The organism is Nonomuraea sp. SYSU D8015 (assembly GCF_008065375.1).
Lineage (GTDB): Bacteria > Actinomycetota > Actinomycetes > Streptosporangiales > Streptosporangiaceae > Nonomuraea.
Map to the genome: position 1 here is coordinate 691,187 of NZ_VJYI01000003.1, position 16,280 is coordinate 707,466.

Annotated in this window: 16 protein-coding genes and 1 tRNA gene; 6 read left to right on the top strand and 11 right to left on the bottom strand. The window is 72.4% G+C overall.

Annotated elements, in window-relative coordinates:
* Positions 1-54: 54 nt before the first annotated feature.
* The 3 genes from ID574_RS18535 to ID574_RS18545 are packed head-to-tail and all read right to left on the bottom strand — an operon-like array spanning position 55 to position 6,077.
* Complete coding sequence (locus ID574_RS18535; RefSeq protein WP_188190121.1) at positions 55-417, bottom strand: Clp protease/crotonase-like domain-containing protein; 363 nt, start codon at positions 415-417, stop codon at positions 55-57.
* A 33-nt stretch (positions 418-450) separates the two neighbouring features.
* Entirely contained in the window at positions 451-699 is a 249-nt protein-coding gene (locus ID574_RS18540; protein WP_188190122.1) for a helix-turn-helix domain-containing protein, read from the bottom strand.
* Between the two features lie 29 nt (positions 700-728).
* Entirely contained in the window at positions 729-6,077 is a 5,349-nt protein-coding gene (locus ID574_RS18545; protein WP_188190123.1) for a tetratricopeptide repeat protein, read from the bottom strand.
* A gap of 115 nt (positions 6,078-6,192) precedes the next feature.
* Between ID574_RS18545 and ID574_RS18550 the strand changes: the two genes are divergently transcribed.
* From ID574_RS18550 to ID574_RS18560, 3 genes are all read left to right on the top strand, one after another.
* On the top strand, positions 6,193-6,741 hold the full coding sequence (locus ID574_RS18550; protein ID WP_188190124.1) for a hypothetical protein: 549 nt from the start codon (positions 6,193-6,195) through the stop codon (positions 6,739-6,741).
* 34 nt (positions 6,742-6,775) lie between these two features.
* Entirely contained in the window at positions 6,776-7,153 is a 378-nt protein-coding gene (locus ID574_RS18555; protein WP_188190125.1) for a hypothetical protein, read from the top strand.
* A 79-nt stretch (positions 7,154-7,232) separates the two neighbouring features.
* Positions 7,233-7,904 carry a DUF6766 family protein gene (locus ID574_RS18560; RefSeq protein WP_223166826.1) on the top strand — a complete coding sequence of 224 codons (672 nt, stop codon included), beginning with the start codon at positions 7,233-7,235 and terminating at the stop codon, positions 7,902-7,904.
* On the opposite strand, the gene ID574_RS18565 is transcribed toward ID574_RS18560, so the two are convergent.
* On the bottom strand, positions 7,877-8,689 hold the full coding sequence (locus tag ID574_RS18565) for a 1-aminocyclopropane-1-carboxylate deaminase/D-cysteine desulfhydrase (protein ID WP_188190126.1): 813 nt from the start codon (positions 8,687-8,689) through the stop codon (positions 7,877-7,879). The two genes, ID574_RS18560 and ID574_RS18565, sit on opposite strands and share 28 nt — an antisense overlap.
* Before the next feature lie 43 nt (positions 8,690-8,732).
* Between ID574_RS18565 and galK the strand changes: the two genes are divergently transcribed.
* Positions 8,733-9,845: a galactokinase gene (gene galK, locus ID574_RS18570; RefSeq protein ID WP_188190127.1), complete on the top strand. Its 1,113-nt coding sequence runs from the start codon at positions 8,733-8,735 to the stop codon at positions 9,843-9,845.
* A gap of 175 nt (positions 9,846-10,020) precedes the next feature.
* Here the strand turns inward: galK and ID574_RS18575 are convergent, their stop codons facing one another.
* Positions 10,021-10,782 (bottom strand): enoyl-CoA hydratase-related protein, encoded by a 762-nt coding sequence (locus ID574_RS18575; RefSeq protein ID WP_223166827.1) that lies wholly within the window; start codon positions 10,780-10,782, stop codon positions 10,021-10,023.
* A gap of 61 nt (positions 10,783-10,843) precedes the next feature.
* On the opposite strand from ID574_RS18575, the gene ID574_RS18580 reads away from it, so the two are divergent.
* Complete coding sequence (locus ID574_RS18580; RefSeq protein ID WP_188190129.1) at positions 10,844-11,689, top strand: tyrosine-protein phosphatase; 846 nt, start codon at positions 10,844-10,846, stop codon at positions 11,687-11,689.
* Here the strand turns inward: ID574_RS18580 and ID574_RS18585 are convergent.
* From ID574_RS18585 to ID574_RS18595, 3 genes are all read right to left on the bottom strand, one after another.
* Positions 11,658-12,740 (bottom strand): nitric oxide synthase oxygenase, encoded by a 1,083-nt coding sequence (locus ID574_RS18585; protein ID WP_223166828.1) that lies wholly within the window; start codon positions 12,738-12,740, stop codon positions 11,658-11,660. The genes ID574_RS18580 and ID574_RS18585 overlap by 32 nt on opposite strands.
* 303 nt (positions 12,741-13,043) lie before the next feature.
* Positions 13,044-13,457, bottom strand: a complete 414-nt coding sequence (locus ID574_RS18590) for a hypothetical protein (RefSeq protein ID WP_188190131.1) — start codon at positions 13,455-13,457, stop codon at positions 13,044-13,046.
* A gap of 171 nt (positions 13,458-13,628) precedes the next feature.
* Positions 13,629-13,703 (bottom strand) — tRNA-Asn (locus ID574_RS18595).
* A 128-nt stretch (positions 13,704-13,831) separates the two neighbouring features.
* On the opposite strand from ID574_RS18595, the gene ID574_RS18600 reads away from it, so the two are divergent.
* Positions 13,832-14,164, top strand: a complete 333-nt coding sequence (locus ID574_RS18600) for a YtxH domain-containing protein (protein ID WP_188190132.1) — start codon at positions 13,832-13,834, stop codon at positions 14,162-14,164.
* Between the two features lie 28 nt (positions 14,165-14,192).
* On the opposite strand, the gene ID574_RS18605 is transcribed toward ID574_RS18600, so the two are convergent.
* From ID574_RS18605 to ID574_RS18615, 3 genes are read right to left on the bottom strand one after another with little or no spacing between them, the layout of a single operon-like run.
* On the bottom strand, positions 14,193-14,666 hold the full coding sequence (locus tag ID574_RS18605; protein ID WP_188190133.1) for a hypothetical protein: 474 nt from the start codon (positions 14,664-14,666) through the stop codon (positions 14,193-14,195).
* Positions 14,663-15,937, bottom strand: a complete 1,275-nt coding sequence (locus tag ID574_RS18610) for an amylo-alpha-1,6-glucosidase (RefSeq protein WP_188190134.1) — start codon at positions 15,935-15,937, stop codon at positions 14,663-14,665. Before ID574_RS18610 ends, ID574_RS18605 begins: the two co-directional genes overlap by 4 nt.
* Positions 15,938-15,969: 32 nt before the next feature.
* Positions 15,970-16,128 carry a hypothetical protein gene (locus tag ID574_RS18615; protein ID WP_188190135.1) on the bottom strand — a complete coding sequence of 53 codons (159 nt, stop codon included), beginning with the start codon at positions 16,126-16,128 and terminating at the stop codon, positions 15,970-15,972.
* Positions 16,129-16,280 lie beyond the last annotated feature (152 nt).

Genomic DNA, 16,280 nt, shown 5'->3' on the forward strand with positions numbered 1-16,280 from the left:
CACCCCATTTGTTTGACTAGATGAGACTATCTGGTCATTTAATTAACAGCAAGTTCACCCCACGGACCCGACGAGCCCGTACGCGACCGCCTCCTCCGCCGACAGCTGGCGCCCCCTGCGGGCGTCGTCACGCAACTCGTCCGCCTCCCGCCCGGTGAGCCCGGCCGGCAGCACCAGCGCGGGACCGCCGAGCCGGCCGGTCACCAGCGCGTCGACCTCGACCGTGAGCGAGTCGAGCGTGTCGAGCATGGTGAGCGCGGCGCCCGGCTCGCCGTCCAGGATGCCGAGGTGGAGCTTGATCAGCTCTCTGCCGACGGCGCCCAGGGTGAGCACGCCGGCGCACCACACCGTGGCCCGCTCCTCGGTGAGCTGTCCGTGCGCGAGCACGATCCGCTGCTCGAACGGCCGCTCGGCCACCGGGTCCGGGCCGAGCCGCCGCCCGCCTCCGGATCAGCTGTCCAGACGCCAGGTGATGCGGGAGCCGATCGCGGCCGCGTAACGCTCGAGCGTGGAGGCGCGCACGTCCGCGTCGCCCGCCTCCAGCCTGGCCACGGCCGACTGTGAGGTGCCCATGCGGGCGGCCACGTCGGTCTGCGAGAGCCCGGAGGCCCTGCGCCTCGCGCTCAGCTCGGCGATCATCTCCCGCCGCCTGGCAGCCATCTCCCTGAAGCCCGGGAGCTGCGGCAGCTCCTCCTCCATACCATCCACGATATCTCTATTTCGAGATATCAGCTGAGTTTGGCCAGGAGGATCTCGGCCTGCGGGGCGAAGGACGGGTCGCCGGTGCCCGCCGCCGTCCGCAGGAGCCGGCGCGCGACGGCGAGGTCGCCGCGCTCGTACCGGATCTCGCCGAGCCTGCAGGCGGCCTCGGCCACCAGGTCGGCCTGCTCGGTCAGGCCGAGGGTCAGCTCGTAGTAGCGCAGCGCGCCGTCGCGGTCGCCGAGCCAGTAGCACAGCTCGCCCAGGTGCGCCGCGGCCATCCCGGACTCCGAGTCGCCCGCGTCGATGACACGCTGGTACCAGGTGAGCGCCTCCGGGAAGTCGCGGTTGCGCTTGGCCAGCGCGCCCAGGTACATCGCGGCCAGCGCGCCGGTGTGCCCCTCGGCCGCCTCGACGGCACGCACGTACCACTCGCGGGCCCGCTCCTCGTCCTCGTCGTGGTAGGTCTGGCCGAGCGCGACCATCGCCCGCGCCGCGAGCCCGGCGTCGCCCGCGTCGAGCACTTTCAGGTACGTCTCCCGCCCCTCGTCCACCTGACCCGCGCCGACCAGCGTCTGCGCGAGCGTGGACAGCGCGATGGGCTCGCCGCCGGCGGCCGCCTCGCGCAGCGTGCGCAGGGATTCCGTCGTGTCGCCCCGGTTGTCCTGCAGCATGCCGAGCAGGCTGCCGAACACTCCCCTGACCGGGCTGTCGGCGTCGGCCGCCTGCCGCCGCGCGATGTCGTAGAACGCGTCGTCGTCGCCCTCGCCGTCGAGCAGCTCCAGCAGCCTGCCGCCGGCGACGAAGCGGACCTCGGGGTCGTCGTGCTCGGTAAGACGCTCCAAGATCGCCCGCGCCTCCGCGCGCTCGCCCAGCGCGGCCAGCCGGTCGGCGACGCCGAGCTCGGTGAACGGCCCGTCCCCGGCGCGCCGGAAGTACACCCGCACGGCCGCCGGGTCCGCGCACTCCACGGCGAGCTCCCGGGCCACCTCGGCGCCCGGCTCCCCCATCAGGTCCAGCACCCGTACGGCCACGTCGTGCGCGCCGCGTTCGAACTCCTGGCAGGCCAGGGCCCGCAGGTTGCCCAGCGCCTCGGTGGCGGGCTCGGCGCCGGTGGCCACCGCGGCGGCGAACGCCTCGGCGGCCCCGAGCACGTCGCCCTCGTCGTGACGCCAGCAGCCGATCATGAGGTGGCCGATGGCGGCGGCCTCGGGGTCTCCGGCCGCGGCGGCCGCGGCCGCCTGCTCGTACGCGCCCGCCGGATCGTCCATGCCGTGCAGGACCTTGGCCAGGTTCGTCCGCAGGCCGGCCACGAGCGGCTGGTAGCCGCTGTCGATGCCCTTGCGGTACATCTCCGCGGCGCCCGCCAGGTCGCCCACCCCCTGGCGCGCGTCGCCCCATCCCCAGTAGCCCATGACCACGGTCTGCGGGTCGCCGGAGGCCACCGCCCGCTCCGCCGCCTCGGCCGCGGCCTCGTGCTCCTGCTCGCGGACGAGGTGGCCGACCAGCAGCCGCAGGCACTCCAGGTCGCCGTCCGCCGCGCCGTCGGCCAGCGCCTGCCGTACGCCTGCCGTGTCGCCGCGCCCGTCCAGCGCCTCGGCGAGCGCGACGGCTGTGCGGGGCATCCCGGCGCGCAGAGCATCCACGGCGCCGTCGAGGTCGCCTCGGCGCTCCCGGACGATCGCGAGGTTGTGCCAGGCGGCGTGCGCCGTGGCCGGGTGCTCGGTGGCGGGCAGGAAGCACAGCTCGGCGCGGCCGGGCTCGCCGTCATCCGCCCAGCTCGTGCCCAGCGACAGGTACGCCTCCGCGGCGAGCTCCGGGTCGCCCAGCTCGATCACCAGCCGGAGGAGCCGCCTCGCGGCCGTCTCGTCGTCCAGTCCCCCGGCCGTGCGGAGGGTCTGGATCAGGCCGTCACGCCGGTCGTCGCCGGTGAGGGTGGCGAGCAGGCGGCGGGACTCGGTCACGTCGCCGCGGTCGAGCGCGAGCACCAGCTCGGCCAGCGCCGCCGAGCCGACGACCTCGGCCAGCGCCGCCACGGCACCCGCCCGGTCGCCGTCGGCGGCCAGCACCCATCCCCGTTCCTCGGCCGAGCCCGTCCCCAACCGGACCCGCGCCACGGCCGCCGCCCACCTGTCGTCGTCCTGTGCGGCGGCCCGCTCGTAGGCGGCGCGGGCGTACTCCTCGTCACCCGCCTCCCCGATCAGCCGGGCGGCGGTCACGAGCGTGCTGCCCGCCGACTCTGGCCCGGCTGCGACGGCCCGCTCGAACGCCGCCTTCGCCCTTGCCACGTCTCCGGTGGCGACGAGCAGCTCACCGAGCAGCCGCGCCTCGGCCGCACTCATCCCGTCAACGCGCCACGCCACACCCTCCGGCCGCGCAGCGGCACCGCCCGGCACGTCGAGCAGCGTCGCTTCGGCGGCGGCGACCTCGCCCTCCGCCCCGCCCATCGAGCCCTCCAGCCGCTCTCCGGCCTGGCGCGGCTCGTCGAGCGGCGTCACGCCGACAGCACCCGACCGGCCGATCAGCGCCGCCTCGGCACTGCCCGGCTCGCGCTCCAGATCGGCCGGCTCGCCGGGCAGCGCGACGCCGGCAGCGCTGTGCTCGCCGGGTTCCGCGCGCCCGCCGATTCCGGGCACCGTGCCGGACCGCGTGCCTTGCCCTGTCTGAGCGCCCTGCCCGAGCCCGCCCAGCGCCGCCCACACAGCGGCGGGCAGGCGGGAGCCGGCGTCGGTCAGGGTGGACAGGGCGGCGGGCAGATCGCCGTGGTCGCGGAGCATCCCGGCCAGGAACAGCCGGGCCTCCGCGCCGAACGCCTCCGACAGCAGCGCGCGGGCCTCCTCCACCTCGCCGCTCGCCACCAGCGCCTCGGCCAGCCGCACCGTGGCATCCGTCCTGCGCGGCTCGTCCCCGTCGGGCTCCCCTGCGGCGAGCACCCGCCGGTAGGCGTCGGCGGCCTCGGCGAGCCGCCCGAGCTCCTGGCGCACGTAGCCCAGGTGGCCCAGCGCCACCGCCGCCAGCCGCTCGTTCTCGCCCTCCGCGGCCCGCGCCCAGGCGTCGATCGCCCCCTCCTTGTCCCCGGCCTCATTACGCAGCGCGCCGAGGTAGCAGGCAGCCTCCTGACGGAAACCCGGGTGCCCGGCGTCGGCCACGAGCGAGAGCGCCGCGTCGGCGGCGGCCGTCTCGCCGCGCCTCTGCCAGGCGTGGGCGGTCTCCATGGCGAGCATGCTGGTGAGCAGCGCGTTGCCGTCCCCGGGCACGTCCGTGAGCGCCGCCGCCGCGCCGTCGAAGTCCCGGTCCAGCAGGGCCCTGGCGAAGCGTCCCATCGCCGTGGGCCCGCCGGTGGCCGCCTCGAAGGCGGACCGCGCGGCGGCGAGGTCGTCGAGCCTGACCCGGGTCAGCCCCAGGAGCCAGGCGCTGCGCGCGGCCTCCTCCCCGCTCTCCCGCGCGATGCGCCGCTCGTGCAGCCGGCAGGCCGCCGGCAGGTCCCCCTGCTCCTCGTACAGCGCGGCCAGCGAGCCGGCCGCCTCGTTCCGCAGCCCTTGGTGCGCGCTGTCCAGCGCCGTCGCGTAGGCCGACCGCGCCTCCGCGGGCTCGTCGTCCTCCAGCAGCCCGCCCAGCAGGTAACCGACCCAGGGAGCCAGCACCGGATGACCCTCCGCGCGGGCCCGGCGCAGCAGGGCCACGGCCTCGTCCCGGTCCGGCAGGAGCTCCTTCGACAGCGCGGCCGCGTACGACAGGGCGAGCGGCTCCCCCGACCCGGCGGCGTCGTGCAGCAGCCTGGAGGTCTCCGACAGCGTGTACCCGAAGGACGCCATCACCTGGGCGAAGACCGCGGTGCCGACGGCGGCCACGGCGGGGTCGGGGTGGTTCGCGGTCTCGTGGTAGCGGGCCAGCCCCTCCTCCCGGCCGAGCCGCTGGTGCTCGACCACCGCGCGCAGCACGGGGTGCAGGTCGGCGCCGGAGATCCGCAGCAGGTGCAGCAGGAAGGTGGCGGCGAAGCCCTGGACGACGTCGTCGCCCTCGGCCACGTACGCCAGCAGCTCGTCGGCCTGCTCCCGGTCGCCCTCGCCCAGCTCCAGCTCGGCCAGCGCCACCATGGCGCGGATCGCCTGCGTGGCCGCGCCGGAGTCGGCGGCCCGCCGCAGCAGCCGCCTGGCCTCGGCCAGGTCTCCCGCCCGTACGCGGTCCAGCGCCGCGTCGACGTCCTGGAGCGCCTGCTCCTCCACCGGGTCGGCGAGCGGCTGCCGCCGGTCGTCGTGGTCGAGCAGCAGCCTGGCCTTGAACGCCGCGTCGGGGTCGTCGTGCCCGGCGGCCAGCCGCACCAGCTCGATGACCTCGTCGTACGCCTCCGGCCGCTGGTCCAGCAGCAGGCCGAGCAGCGTGACGCAGACCGAGGCCCACTCGCTCTCGCCCGCCTCCAGCACCGCCCGCAGCGCGGCCAGCGCCTCGGCGGTCTCGCCCGCCTCGGTGTGCATCTGGGCCAGGCACGCCTGGGCCTGCACGACGTACTCGCGCTGCCCGCTGGCGATCACCCGGTGGAAGATGGCCTTCGTCTCGTCGTCGTCGCCGAGCTGGGCGGTGACCTTGGCCAGCTCGATCAGCGACGGCAACCGGATCTCCGGGCGGGGGTCCTCGGCGGCCACGCGGTAGGCGGCCGCGGACTCGGCGTACTCGCCCAGGTCCACCAGCACCGCGCCGAGCAGCTTGTGCGCCATCGCCAGGTGGTCGGGGTGGCCGACGGCGATGGCGTGCTCGCACATCTCACGGGCCGACTCGAAGTCCTCCTCCTCGGCGTACCGCTGGTAGAGCCGGAACGCCGAACGCGACACCACGTCGGGATCCCCGCAGGTCAGCAACTCGCGGAAGTCGTCCTCGTCCTCGGCCGCCAGGTACAGGTCGCGGGCGGAGGCGGGGTCCTGGTGGAACTCCGGCAGCTCGAGCCGCGCGGCCAGCTCGGCCACGGAGGGGCTGTCGCACCTGCGGGCCCGCTCCAGCGCCTCCTCCGCCCCCTGCGCGTCGCCCAGCTGCGTGCACACCAGCACCAGCGCCGTGTCGGCGAGCGCGGCCACCTCGAAGTCCGCGCCGTCGGAGGCGATCGTCAGCACCCGGTGCGCCGCCGGCCACTCCTTGGCCTGGACCAGCATCATTCCCATGGCCATGGCCGAGCGCTGCCCGAACACCGGGTCACCCGACTGGATCACCGACCGGTGCGCCGCCTCGGCGCCGTCCAGATCACCCTGTTCCTGCAGCAGACCGGCCAGCAGGTGGGACGCCTCCGGGTCGCCCGTGGCCGCGATCTCCCTGAACAGCGCGGCGGCCCGGTCGAGTTCTCCCTCTTTCCAGCAGCTCATGGCCGCGTCGAGCTGTTCTGACGCCATTCTTCACCCCATAGTCACCCAACAATGTGAAAAAGCTACACATGTGGTGGCCCGCGTCACAGGGCATTCGGAGATCTTCACCCACCCGCCCCAGGAGCGCCGTAGCTTAGATCCCATGGCCAAGGCGTTCTGGATCGACCAGGAGTTCGACAGGGACCGTGACGGGCGCTACGCCGTGCACGTGCGCAAGAACCTGGAGGAGTTCGAGTGGGGCGACATCGCCCCCGTCAGGTTCGCGTGCGCCGCGTGGCGGCTGGCCACGCCGCCCTCCCTCACCCCCGGCTACGTACGGTGGGACCGGCGCGTGCTGGAGGCGACCTGCCACCGCAACACCTGGGACGGCACCCTGTACGCGCGGATCAGGCTCGTCTCGCCGCTGCCCGAGGAGCTGACCCGATCGCGGGCCTGGTGGCGCGACCGCGGCTGGCTGGGCTGGCAGGAGACCTTCGGCCAGTACGTCGAGCCGTCCCAGCAGGACCTCGCCAGGATCCCGTTCCTGCGGGCGTCGCTGCTGGTGGAGGCGCCGGTGCCGCTCGACGACCTGCCGCCGGAGCCGGAGGGCCCGCACGACGAGGTCGAGCAGCGCGCCCACCGGGCGGTGGTGGTGCTGGCGCGCGAGCTGAACGCCCTGGTGTCCCCCGTGCTCGACCAGCTCGGGGCTTGACATGTTTGATTAACGGTTGGGTAGCAGGTGTCCCATGAGGACCCTGGTCATCCTGACGGCGCTGGCCGCCCTCGCGGGCTGCGCCGCGGATCCGGCGGCCCCCGCACGGGCCGCGGAGCGCTTCCACGCCGCCGTGGCCGCGCAGCAGGACGAGGCCGCCTGCGGGATGCTCGCCAGGAAGACCGCCGCCAGGCTCCCCGACCCCGGCCAGTCGTGCGCCGAGGCGCTGCGGGAGCTCAAGCTCGGCCCGGGCGGCAAGGTCGTCTCGGTGAGCGTGTGGGGCGACGAGGCGCAGGTGCGCCTGGCCGGTGACACGCTGTTCCTCCACCGCTTCAGCGACGGATGGCGGATCAAGGCCGCGGGCTGCAAGCCGGAGCGCGACCTCCCGTACGACTGCGAGGTGGAGGACTGATGCGCGTGATGTTCACGCTGACCTTGCTCCTGATCGTGGTCGGGTTGGTGTGGTTCTTCGCGGTGGGGTGGTCGAGACTGTGAAGTGGCTCAAGGAGAACTCGCTCGCGCTGGCCTTCATGATCATGTTCCTGCTGGCGGTGGGCGGGCAGGCGGTGGCCGGCTACTTGCAGTTCAACGACGTGCAGAGGGCCGAGGGCGCCGATCCGATCTCGCTCCTGCAGTACGTGTCCTCCTCGACGTTCGCGGTGGACGTGACCGAGAACTGGCAGTCCGAATACCTGCAGTTCTTCCTGTTCATCATGTTCACCGTCTGGCTCGTGCAGAAGGGGTCGCCCGAGTCCAAGGAGCCGCACAAGATCGGGGCCGAGTCCGACAAGGATCAGCAGATCGGCGAGCACGCCGACGAGCACTCCCCCAAGTGGGCCAGGGTCAAAGGGCTGAGGCTGTGGCTGTACAGCAACTCGCTCGGGCTGACGATGGGGATCATCTTCCTGCTGTCGTGGCTGGCGCAGTCGGTGGCCGGTCAGGCGGCGTACAACTCCGAGCGGCTCAGTGACCTGCGGGATCCGGTCTCGTGGGGGGCGTACGTCACCTCGCCGGAATTCTGGGACCGCAGTCTGCAGAACTGGCAGTCAGAGCTGCTGGCCGTGCTGTCGATGGTGGTGCTGTCGATCTATCTGCGCCAGCGCGGCTCGCCCGAGTCCAAGCCGGTCGGCGCGGCTCACTCGTCCACGGGAGTCGAGGGCTGACCGGTGACGACGGCGACGATGCGGGTGCCAGGGGCGAAGGCGCCCTTCCCGGCCAGGTCCAGGATGCCGTAGAGCATTTTGGCGACATAGATGCCCTCGACCTGATATTTCGCGATAAATCTGTCCAAGGCCGGTGTCGTCCGGGCGTACCCGCCGAAGTGATAGTCCAGGTTGACCTCCCAGTTCGGCCACGTCCGCCCGTACGCCTCCCGCTGCAGCCTGGCCACCTCGCCGGAGAGGAATCCCGCCCCCTTGAGCACCGCGAACCCGAGCGCCCGCTTCCCCTCCGGGAGCCCCGCCGAGATCCCGGCCAGCGTCCCGCCGGTCCCGACCGGGCAGCAGACGACGTCGTACGGCACCCCGATCTCCCCCGGCAGCTCGGCGCACCCCCGCACGGCCGCCGCGTTGCTGCCGCCCTCGGGCAGGATCGCCACGTCCTCGCCCCATCGCGCCCGCAGCCGCGCCTGCACCTCCTCGGTGTGCTTGAGCCGGTAGGAGGTCCGGTCGAGGTAGGTGAGCGTCATCCCGCAGGCCTCGGCGTAGGCGAGGGACGGGTTCAGCGGCAGGTGCTCCTCGCCCCGGATGACGCCGATCGTCTCGATCCCGTGCCGGCGCCCGGCCTCGGCCACGGCCCTGATGTGGTTGGAGTAGGCGCCGCCGAAGGTCAGCAGCCGGCGCCCCACGTTGTCAGGGCCCAGGTTGTACTTGAGTTTGCGCGGCTTGTTGTCGTCGTGCATCAGGAACACCCGGACCTGGCCGAGCCCTGGATCCAGGAGCTCTTCCATGGCGCTAGTCTACGGTCGGGTCTTTGTTGAGGAGTGTGCGATTATGCGCGTTGCTGAAGCTTTCCGTGCCGCCTACGGCGCGGCCCCGCAGACCGTCTGGCACGCGCCGGGCCGGGTCAACCTGATCGGCGAGCACACGGACTACAACGACGGCTTCGTCCTGCCGTTCGCGGTGCCGTGGGGCGTCACGGCCGCCGTCACCCCGCGCGAGGACAAGACCATCCGGCTCCTGTCGCTCCAGTCCTCCGGCGAGCCCGTCACCATCACCGCCCACGAGGAGTCCACGGGCTGGACCCGCTACGTCGTGGGCGTCCTCAACGCGCTCGGCGACCGCGTGCCGGGCGCCGACATCGCCATCGACGGCGACATCCCGCCGGGCGCCGGCCTCAGCTCCAGCGCCGCCATCGAGGTCTCCGTCGCCTCCGCACTCAACGACCTGCACGACCTGGGCATGACGCCCATGGAGATCGCGCTCCTCGGCCAGAAGGCGGAGAATGGCTTCGTCGGCGTGCCCTCCGGCATCCTCGACCAGGCCGCCTCTGCCCTGTGCGAGGAGGGGCACGCCCTCTTCCTCGACTGCCGCTCCCTTGCCTCCCGCAAGATCCCGCTCGACCTGGCCTCCCACGGGCTGAGCATCCTCATCATCGACACGCAGGTCCACCACGAGCACGCAAACGGCGAGTACGCCAAGCGCCGCGCCGAGTGCGAGTCCGCGGCCCGCAAGCTCGGCGTCCCGGCCCTGCGCGACGTGACGGACCTGGCCGCGGCCCTGGAGCGGTTGCAGGGCGACGAGCGCAAGCGCACCATGCACATCGTCACGGAGAACCACCGCGTGGAGGCCCTCATCGGCCTGCTGCGGGCCGGCGCCGTCACCGAGATCGGCGCGCTGCTCAACGCCTCCCACCTGTCGCTCAGGGACCAGTACGAGGTGTCCTCGCCCGAGCTGGACGTGGCGGTGGAGGCCGCCGTCAGGGGCGGGGCCCGGGGCGCCCGGATGACGGGCGGCGGCTTCGGCGGCTCGGCCATCGCCCTGGTGGCCGACGACCGCCTGGAGTCCGTCCAGGAGTCCGTCACCAGCGCCTACGCCGAGCGCGGCTTCAAGGCCCCCCGCTTCCTCCCGGCGACCCCCGCCCGCGGCGCCCACCGCGTGGCTTAGGAACGTACGAACCCGGCCCCGCGACGCGGGAGCCGGGTCCCTCCGTCCAGGCGACCCTGTTGATGTGCCGGCTCTGGTTCGGACCGCCCCGGCAGCGGGCCCGGACCACTCTGGTGCCGTCGGCGTGGTCCAGGCCGGCCACGTCCAGGCAGGCCGCTGTGCTGGGTGGCCGCGGCTACAGGGGCGGGAAGTTCGGCGGGCGGCGTTCCAGGAAGCTCGCGACGCCCTCGGCGAAGTCGGGGCGGGCGAAGGAGGCGAGCATCTCCTGGAAGGCGACCTTGGCCGACTCCTCCAGCGTCGTGTCCCAGTCGCGCCACACCTGCCGCTTGATCACCGCCATCGACGCCGGCGAGCTGTGGCCGGCCAGCTCCCGCGCGTACGCCTGCGCCTCCGCGACCACCCCGTCGCCCGGCACGGCCCGGTTGACCAGCCCCAGCTCGTACGCCTCCCGCCCGGTGAACACCCGCCCCGACAGCAGCAGATCCATGGCCCGCTGCTGCCCCATGATCCGCGGCAGCACCCACGACAGGCCGTACTCGGCGATGAGCCCGCGCCGCGGGAAGGCGGTGGTCCACTTGGCGTCCTCGGCGGTGAAGACCAGGTCGCAGACGAGGGCGTGCACCATGCCGAGCCCGGCGCAGGCGCCGTTGACCGCCGCGATGACGGGCAGGCCAAGGGTCGTCGGGAAATGGTGGGGCCGGGGGTCGGGGGTCTCGTCGTAGGAGCCGGTCTGGATGGCGGTCAGGGTCTTGAAGTCGGCCCCGGAGCAGAACCCCTTGCCCGCGCCCGTGACCACCACGGCCCGGACCGCCGGATCCTGCTCGGCCTCCGCCAGCAGATCGAAGTAGCGCCGCCCCATCGCGTCCGTCCAGGCGTTGAGCGTGTCGGGACGGTTGAAGGTCAGCGTGAGCACACCCTGGTCGACAGATGAGAGCACGAGTTCCGCCATGCCCTAACAGAATCATGTTCTAGGCCGCTGCGGCAAGTACCGTGGCCTCATGGACCGTGATCTCGCGTGGGACGGCTGCCACAACGTCCGCGACCTGGGCGGCCTCCCGGCGGCAGGAGGGCGGCGGACCCGCTGGGGAGCCGTGATCCGCTCCGACACGCCCGACCGGCTCACCGAGGAGGGCTGGGCGGCGGCGGTGGCCCATGGCGTGCGGACGATCGTCGACCTGCGCACGCCCGGCGAGCACCGCGCTGGCGACGGCCACCGCCCGCCGGGGATGACCGTGGCCGAGGTCCCGCTGCACGAGCCGGGCGAGCCTCACGAGCACGGCGGCACGCCTCTTTACCTGCGCTCGTTCGTCGAGCGCCGGCCGGACCGGTGTGCCCGCGCGCTGCGCGCGATCGCGCAGGCGCCGCCGGGCGGAGTGCTGGTACACTGCGTGGCCGGGCGCGACCGCACCGGCCTCATCGCGATCCTGCTGCTCGCGCTGGCCGGGGTGGGGGCGCCGGACATCCTGGCCGACTACGAGCGGTCGGCGGCCCGCCTGCGCCCGCTCTACGCCCGGCTCGGCCAGCCGGACGACGACCTGCGCGTGCAGGCGTACCTGGCCCGGGCCGGGACGACCGCGCGCGAGGCCGTGCTGACCCTCCTCGACGGCCTCGACGCCGAGGAGCGCCTGCGCGCAGGCGGCCTGACCCCCCGGGAACTGACAGCCTTACGCGAACGACTGACCCCGCCCTCCGCAGGCCCCCCGCAGCTACTCCCCTCCGAAAGACCCCGCCCCGCCACTCCATCCCCCCGCCATCTACTCCCCCTCCGAAAGACGCCCGCCGAAGCGCGGTGCGTGGAAACGACGTACGCGGCTAACGGTGGTGGTGGACGAAAGCCGGGGTGAGGACGCTGGTGTCGTAGTAGCGGTGGAAGACGGGCGTGGCGCTGCCCGACAGCGGCGGCACGATCCACGACCAGTCCGCCGGGCAGACCCGCCCCGCCTTCTCCTCCTTCTCCAGATGCGTGAGGAAGCGCCGCGACTCCGTGTGGTGGTCGGTCATCGTCACCCCGGCCCGCTCGAACGAGTGCAGCACGGCCACGTTCAGCTCGACCAGCGCGTGGTCGCGCCACAGGGAGCGCTCGGTGGAGGTGTCCAGGCCGAGCCGTTCGGCGACCACCGGGATCTGGTCGTACCGGTCGGTGTCGGCGAGGTTGCGCGCGCCGATCTCGGTGCCCATGTACCAGCCGTTGAACGGCGCGCACGGGTAGCAGATGCCGCCGATCTCCAGGCACATGTCCGAGATGGCCGGCACGGCGTGCCACCGCAGCCCCAGCTCGGCGAACCACGGGTACTCGGGATGCTCCAGCGGCACCTCCAGCACGGCGTCACCGGGCACGGTGCAGAGGAGCGGGTCCCCGAGCCCCGGCTGGATGATGAGCGGCAGCACGTCGAACCGGCCACCGGTGCCGCCCCGCCACCCCAGCTCCTTGGCCAGGTCGGTGAGCTCGACGTTCTTGGGATCGCCGACGACGCGGCCGCCGGGGACCCGGTAACCGGCGTAGCGGACGAGCTGGTCGTTCAGGATCCGCGGCCCGGGCAGGGCGGGCGTGTCGGGCGGGAAGACGGTGACGGTGGGCCGGATCTTGCCGTTGCCCGTGGCCTCGCGGAGGTGCTCGACGCATTCGACGGCCACCCTTTCCGGGGTGGCGACGTCCCTGCGGTCGCGGACCCGCAGCGATCGCCAGTAGAGGCGGCCGATGCAGCGGCTGCTGTTGCGCCAGGCCACCCGGGCGCCGAACTCGAGCTCCTCGAACGTGTGCGTGTACGTCCCCGTGCGGGCGATGTCCCTGGCGACGTCGCGCAGCCGGGCGTACATGCCGCCCGCCGAGGGGTTCTCGGCGTGGTAGAGCTTGATGAAACGCTCCGCCTCGCGCAGGTCGGTGGTTCGCTCCAACCATGACCGTACGGCGGGCGCGTCGAAGGGACTCAGGGACCTGATCCAGGTACGCACGCGGCAACCAGCACTTCTCCGTCATCGGATCGCCCCGCCGGTTTCCGGGTTCCGGCAGCACGTCCTGGTGGCGGCGCCCTCTCCTCGCCGCCGTCACGACCTTCCCGCGGCTCCGGCCCCCGATGGACCGGTCCTTCCATCCTTACGCGCCCCGTCGCCTTTGTCCCGCCAAATGAAAAATCATGTGATCGTCGCCTTACAAAGCGTGAAATGCCCCCGGACGACGTCCGGGGGCACCACACGGGCCTACTTCGCCGCGAACTCGTCCCACACGCACGTGAGATGGACGACGCGACCGTGACGCCAGCGCTTGCCGACGACCTTGCGCGGCAGTTCCTGGGCGGCGACCGCGATCGTCACCCGATCGGCGGGCACGACCGTGACGCCGTCGTCGGCGACGTCCCAGGCACGCTCCGGATCGATGACCCTGTCCTCGACCAACTCGGCGACCTTGGTCCTGGAGAACTTCACGACCTTGCCGCCGCTGACCCAGCAGGTCAGCTTCCCGCCGACGAAGACGGGTTCGGTGCGCATGGTCACCGTGCCGTCCGGATCGCCGTGGACGTCGACCAGGCCGCCGTCGGCCAGCGCGGGTCCGGCCAGGCCGGCCAGGCCGAGCACGGCCGCCGTGCCGACGATCGCGAGGCGCCGCTTCAACATGGGATCTCCCTCCCCGAGGTGATTGGACACCTCTGGAGGGTGGCGTCAGGCACCTGAAGTGTGACTTAAGACACCCGAAGGGATCTTCAGCGACCTATGATCCCCATAAGGAGCTCTGATCCCCATAAAACGATCAAGGCCCCGCACGGATCTGTGCAGGGCCTTGAAGAGTGGCTCCCGCGATAGGACTCGAACCTATAACCTGCCGGTTAACAGCCGGCTGCTCTGCCGTTGAGCTACGCGGGATCGAACTCGTTTGCGCTGATCGCCGGGGCTTTCCCGCCCCTTCGCCGTGCGCACGAATAGATTAGCGCACTCCAGGAGTGCGTGTCGCATCGTTAGTGGGGTAGGCCCGGAGACAGCGGAGGTGCGAAATGCGATATCGGATGACATTCGCTGTTGGCATGGCGATCGGCTACGTGCTGGGCAGCCGGGCCGGCCGCGAACGGTACGAGCAGATCAAGCGCACGGCGCAGCGTGTCGCCGACAACCCGCGCGTCCAGGAGATCGCGGGCGTGGTCGGCGCACAGGCGTCGAAATACGCGGGAATGGCCAGGTCGCGGGTGGGCGACACCCTGCAGCACCGGCTGCCGTTCCTGAGCGGCGACGCTCACAAGCACGACGGCGGCACGGGGTGGCCGGACGAGGAGGCCGCCAAGGGCGAAGGCATGGAGAACCGACCTCGCCGGAGCGGCATTCCCTATTGAGTGGGGCGCATGGGCGGTGTGTGGGACTTCACACGCCCATGCTGCGCCGCACCCCCTCCAGGGCCTGCTCGGCCTGCGCGCGCAGGCCGGGGTCCTCGGGGTCGAGCCCTTCGTCGAAGACGAGGGTCCAGCCGAGCACCTCGCCGCCGGGCCGGCGCCTGGCCACCAGTCGCACGCCGCCCCTCCCGGGCAGATTGACGTGCTTGTTCACCACGATGGTGGAGTTGACGCGCTCGCGGACGGTCTCGGGCAGCATGTGCGGCTCGGAGATCCGCTCCAGGTGGCGGCCGCCGCCCATGGTGAGGACCCGCAGCCCGGCCTCGTCCCACGACGCCTTGTCGACCTCCTCGTACGGCACGCGCGTGCCGTCGGACAGGAACAGCGCGAGGTTCGTGGCCACCACGTGGCCGTCGTCGGACCTGGCGAACGTCAGCACCCGCTCCCCCGGCTCCAGGCGGAGGGCTTTGCGCACGTCGGCGGGCAGGCGGCGGAAGAAGCTCATTCCACAACGGTATCGGCGAGCAGGTCGAGGGTGAGCGCCGCGCTCCAGGAGAAGTCCCGGCAGCCGCGCCCGCTGCCATCGAACGGGTCGAAGCACTCACGGAAGCCGGCCTGCCGCACCAGCCGCAGCGTGCCGTTGGTGAGCTGCCGGGCGAGGTGGTCGAGCGAGTGCACGGCCGCGGCCCGGCGCAGCAGCCAGTTGGTGTTCACCCACGAGGGGCCGCGCCAGTAGCGGGTGCGGTCGAACTGGGCGGCGCGGATCTCGCAGCTGGGCACCGGATAACCCGTCGCGCCCATGAACCTGGCCGACTCCAGCATCTCGACCGCGGCCTGCAGGTGCTCGCTCGGCAGCCCCGGGTCGAGCAGCGGCCCGAACCCGCCCACCGTGCAGACCTTGATCAGCCGGTCGGTCCGCAGGTCGCGGGCGTAGAAGCAGCCGTCCCACAGGCGGTCGAGCAGGCCCTGCCTGATGCGCTCGGCCTGCTCCACATGCGGTGCGGGGTCGGCGTGCGCGAGCGGCGCCAGCTCCGCCAGCGCCTGGCAGGAGGCCAGCCAGATGCCGTTGAACATCGGGTCCTCGACCGCGAACGGGTGCTCGTCACGCAGGTATTCGGCGCTGTACCCGGCGTCGCGGTAGCGCATGGCGAGCCAGACGTAGCGGTCGTGGTCGCTGTCGGGGTGGCGCTCGGCCAGCTCCACGTTGCGGTAGCCGTACCTGATCATGGGTAGCGCGGCCAGCGGCTGGTCCCAGGCCGGGCTGTCGTCCATGCCCGACTCCCACGGATGCACGATCGCCGCCAGCCCCGCCCCGCCGAGGTCGCGGGCCGAGGCGAGGTAGCGGTGCTGCGCGACCAGCGCCGGGAACGTCTTCCTGACGAAGGCCTCGTCGCCGGTGTGCTGGTAGAGCCACCACAGAGCCAGCCCGTGCAGCGGCGGCGCGGTGAGTCCCGAGGTGAGCACGTGCGGCGCCGCCTCGTGGTCCTGCGAGCGCCACACGGACGGCCCCGGGAAGTACGCCTCCCGGGTGTGGAAGACGATGTGCGGCACCATCCCCGTCGCCCACTGCCCCCGCAGCAGGCTCAGCAGCTCGTCGCGGGCCCGGTCCGGCCGGTGCCTGGCCAGGCCGATCACGACGAACGCGGAGTCCCAGCTCCATTGGTGCGGATAGAGACCTGGCGCGGGCACGGTGCCACTGCCCGTCCAGTTCGCCTCGAGCACGGCCATGGCCTCGCGCCCGAGCGCGGCATCGTCAACCGCCGGCCGCGCCTCCATCACCCAACTATGACTGGGGATCCCTCAGGAAGCTATGTCCTCTTGGCCCACTTCGACAGGAGCATGACGCCCACGGCCACGGCTCCGATGATGAGGGCCCACTTGAGGAGGCTGAGCGCGAAGCCCACGAGGGGCCCGAGCAGTACGAGCGCGGCGACGACCGCCGCGATGATCAGAAGTATGCGTCCCATGCCCGCAACGCTAAGAGATCCTTTAAGCGGATTGCAGGCGACACAGGGTTGAATCAGGGACAAGTCAGGGGTCACCCCGAGCCTAAGGAACTAAACCGCTCAGACGCCCCGTTGAGCCGGTATAACGGGGCATCGGGGGGCCTCTTCACGGG

What these genes read in the sequence shown, in the direction of transcription:
- ID574_RS18540 (WP_188190122.1), bottom strand. Translation starts at nt 699, where the DNA reads ATGGAGGAGGAGCTGCCGCAGCTCCCGGGCTTCAGGGAGATGGCTGCC.
- ID574_RS18545 (WP_188190123.1), bottom strand. Translation starts at nt 6,077, where the DNA reads ATGGCGTCAGAACAGCTCGACGCGGCCATGAGCTGCTGGAAAGAGGGA.
- ID574_RS18550 (WP_188190124.1), top strand. Translation starts at nt 6,193, where the DNA reads ATGGCCAAGGCGTTCTGGATCGACCAGGAGTTCGACAGGGACCGTGAC.
- ID574_RS18555 (WP_188190125.1), top strand. Translation starts at nt 6,776, where the DNA reads ATGAGGACCCTGGTCATCCTGACGGCGCTGGCCGCCCTCGCGGGCTGC.
- ID574_RS18565 (WP_188190126.1), bottom strand. Translation starts at nt 8,689, where the DNA reads ATGGAAGAGCTCCTGGATCCAGGGCTCGGCCAGGTCCGGGTGTTCCTG.
- galK (WP_188190127.1), top strand. Translation starts at nt 8,733, where the DNA reads ATGCGCGTTGCTGAAGCTTTCCGTGCCGCCTACGGCGCGGCCCCGCAG.
- ID574_RS18580 (WP_188190129.1), top strand. Translation starts at nt 10,844, where the DNA reads ATGGACCGTGATCTCGCGTGGGACGGCTGCCACAACGTCCGCGACCTG.
- ID574_RS18590 (WP_188190131.1), bottom strand. Translation starts at nt 13,457, where the DNA reads ATGTTGAAGCGGCGCCTCGCGATCGTCGGCACGGCGGCCGTGCTCGGC.
- ID574_RS18600 (WP_188190132.1), top strand. Translation starts at nt 13,832, where the DNA reads ATGCGATATCGGATGACATTCGCTGTTGGCATGGCGATCGGCTACGTG.
- ID574_RS18605 (WP_188190133.1), bottom strand. Translation starts at nt 14,666, where the DNA reads ATGAGCTTCTTCCGCCGCCTGCCCGCCGACGTGCGCAAAGCCCTCCGC.
- ID574_RS18610 (WP_188190134.1), bottom strand. Translation starts at nt 15,937, where the DNA reads ATGGAGGCGCGGCCGGCGGTTGACGATGCCGCGCTCGGGCGCGAGGCC.
- ID574_RS18615 (WP_188190135.1), bottom strand. Translation starts at nt 16,128, where the DNA reads ATGGGACGCATACTTCTGATCATCGCGGCGGTCGTCGCCGCGCTCGTA.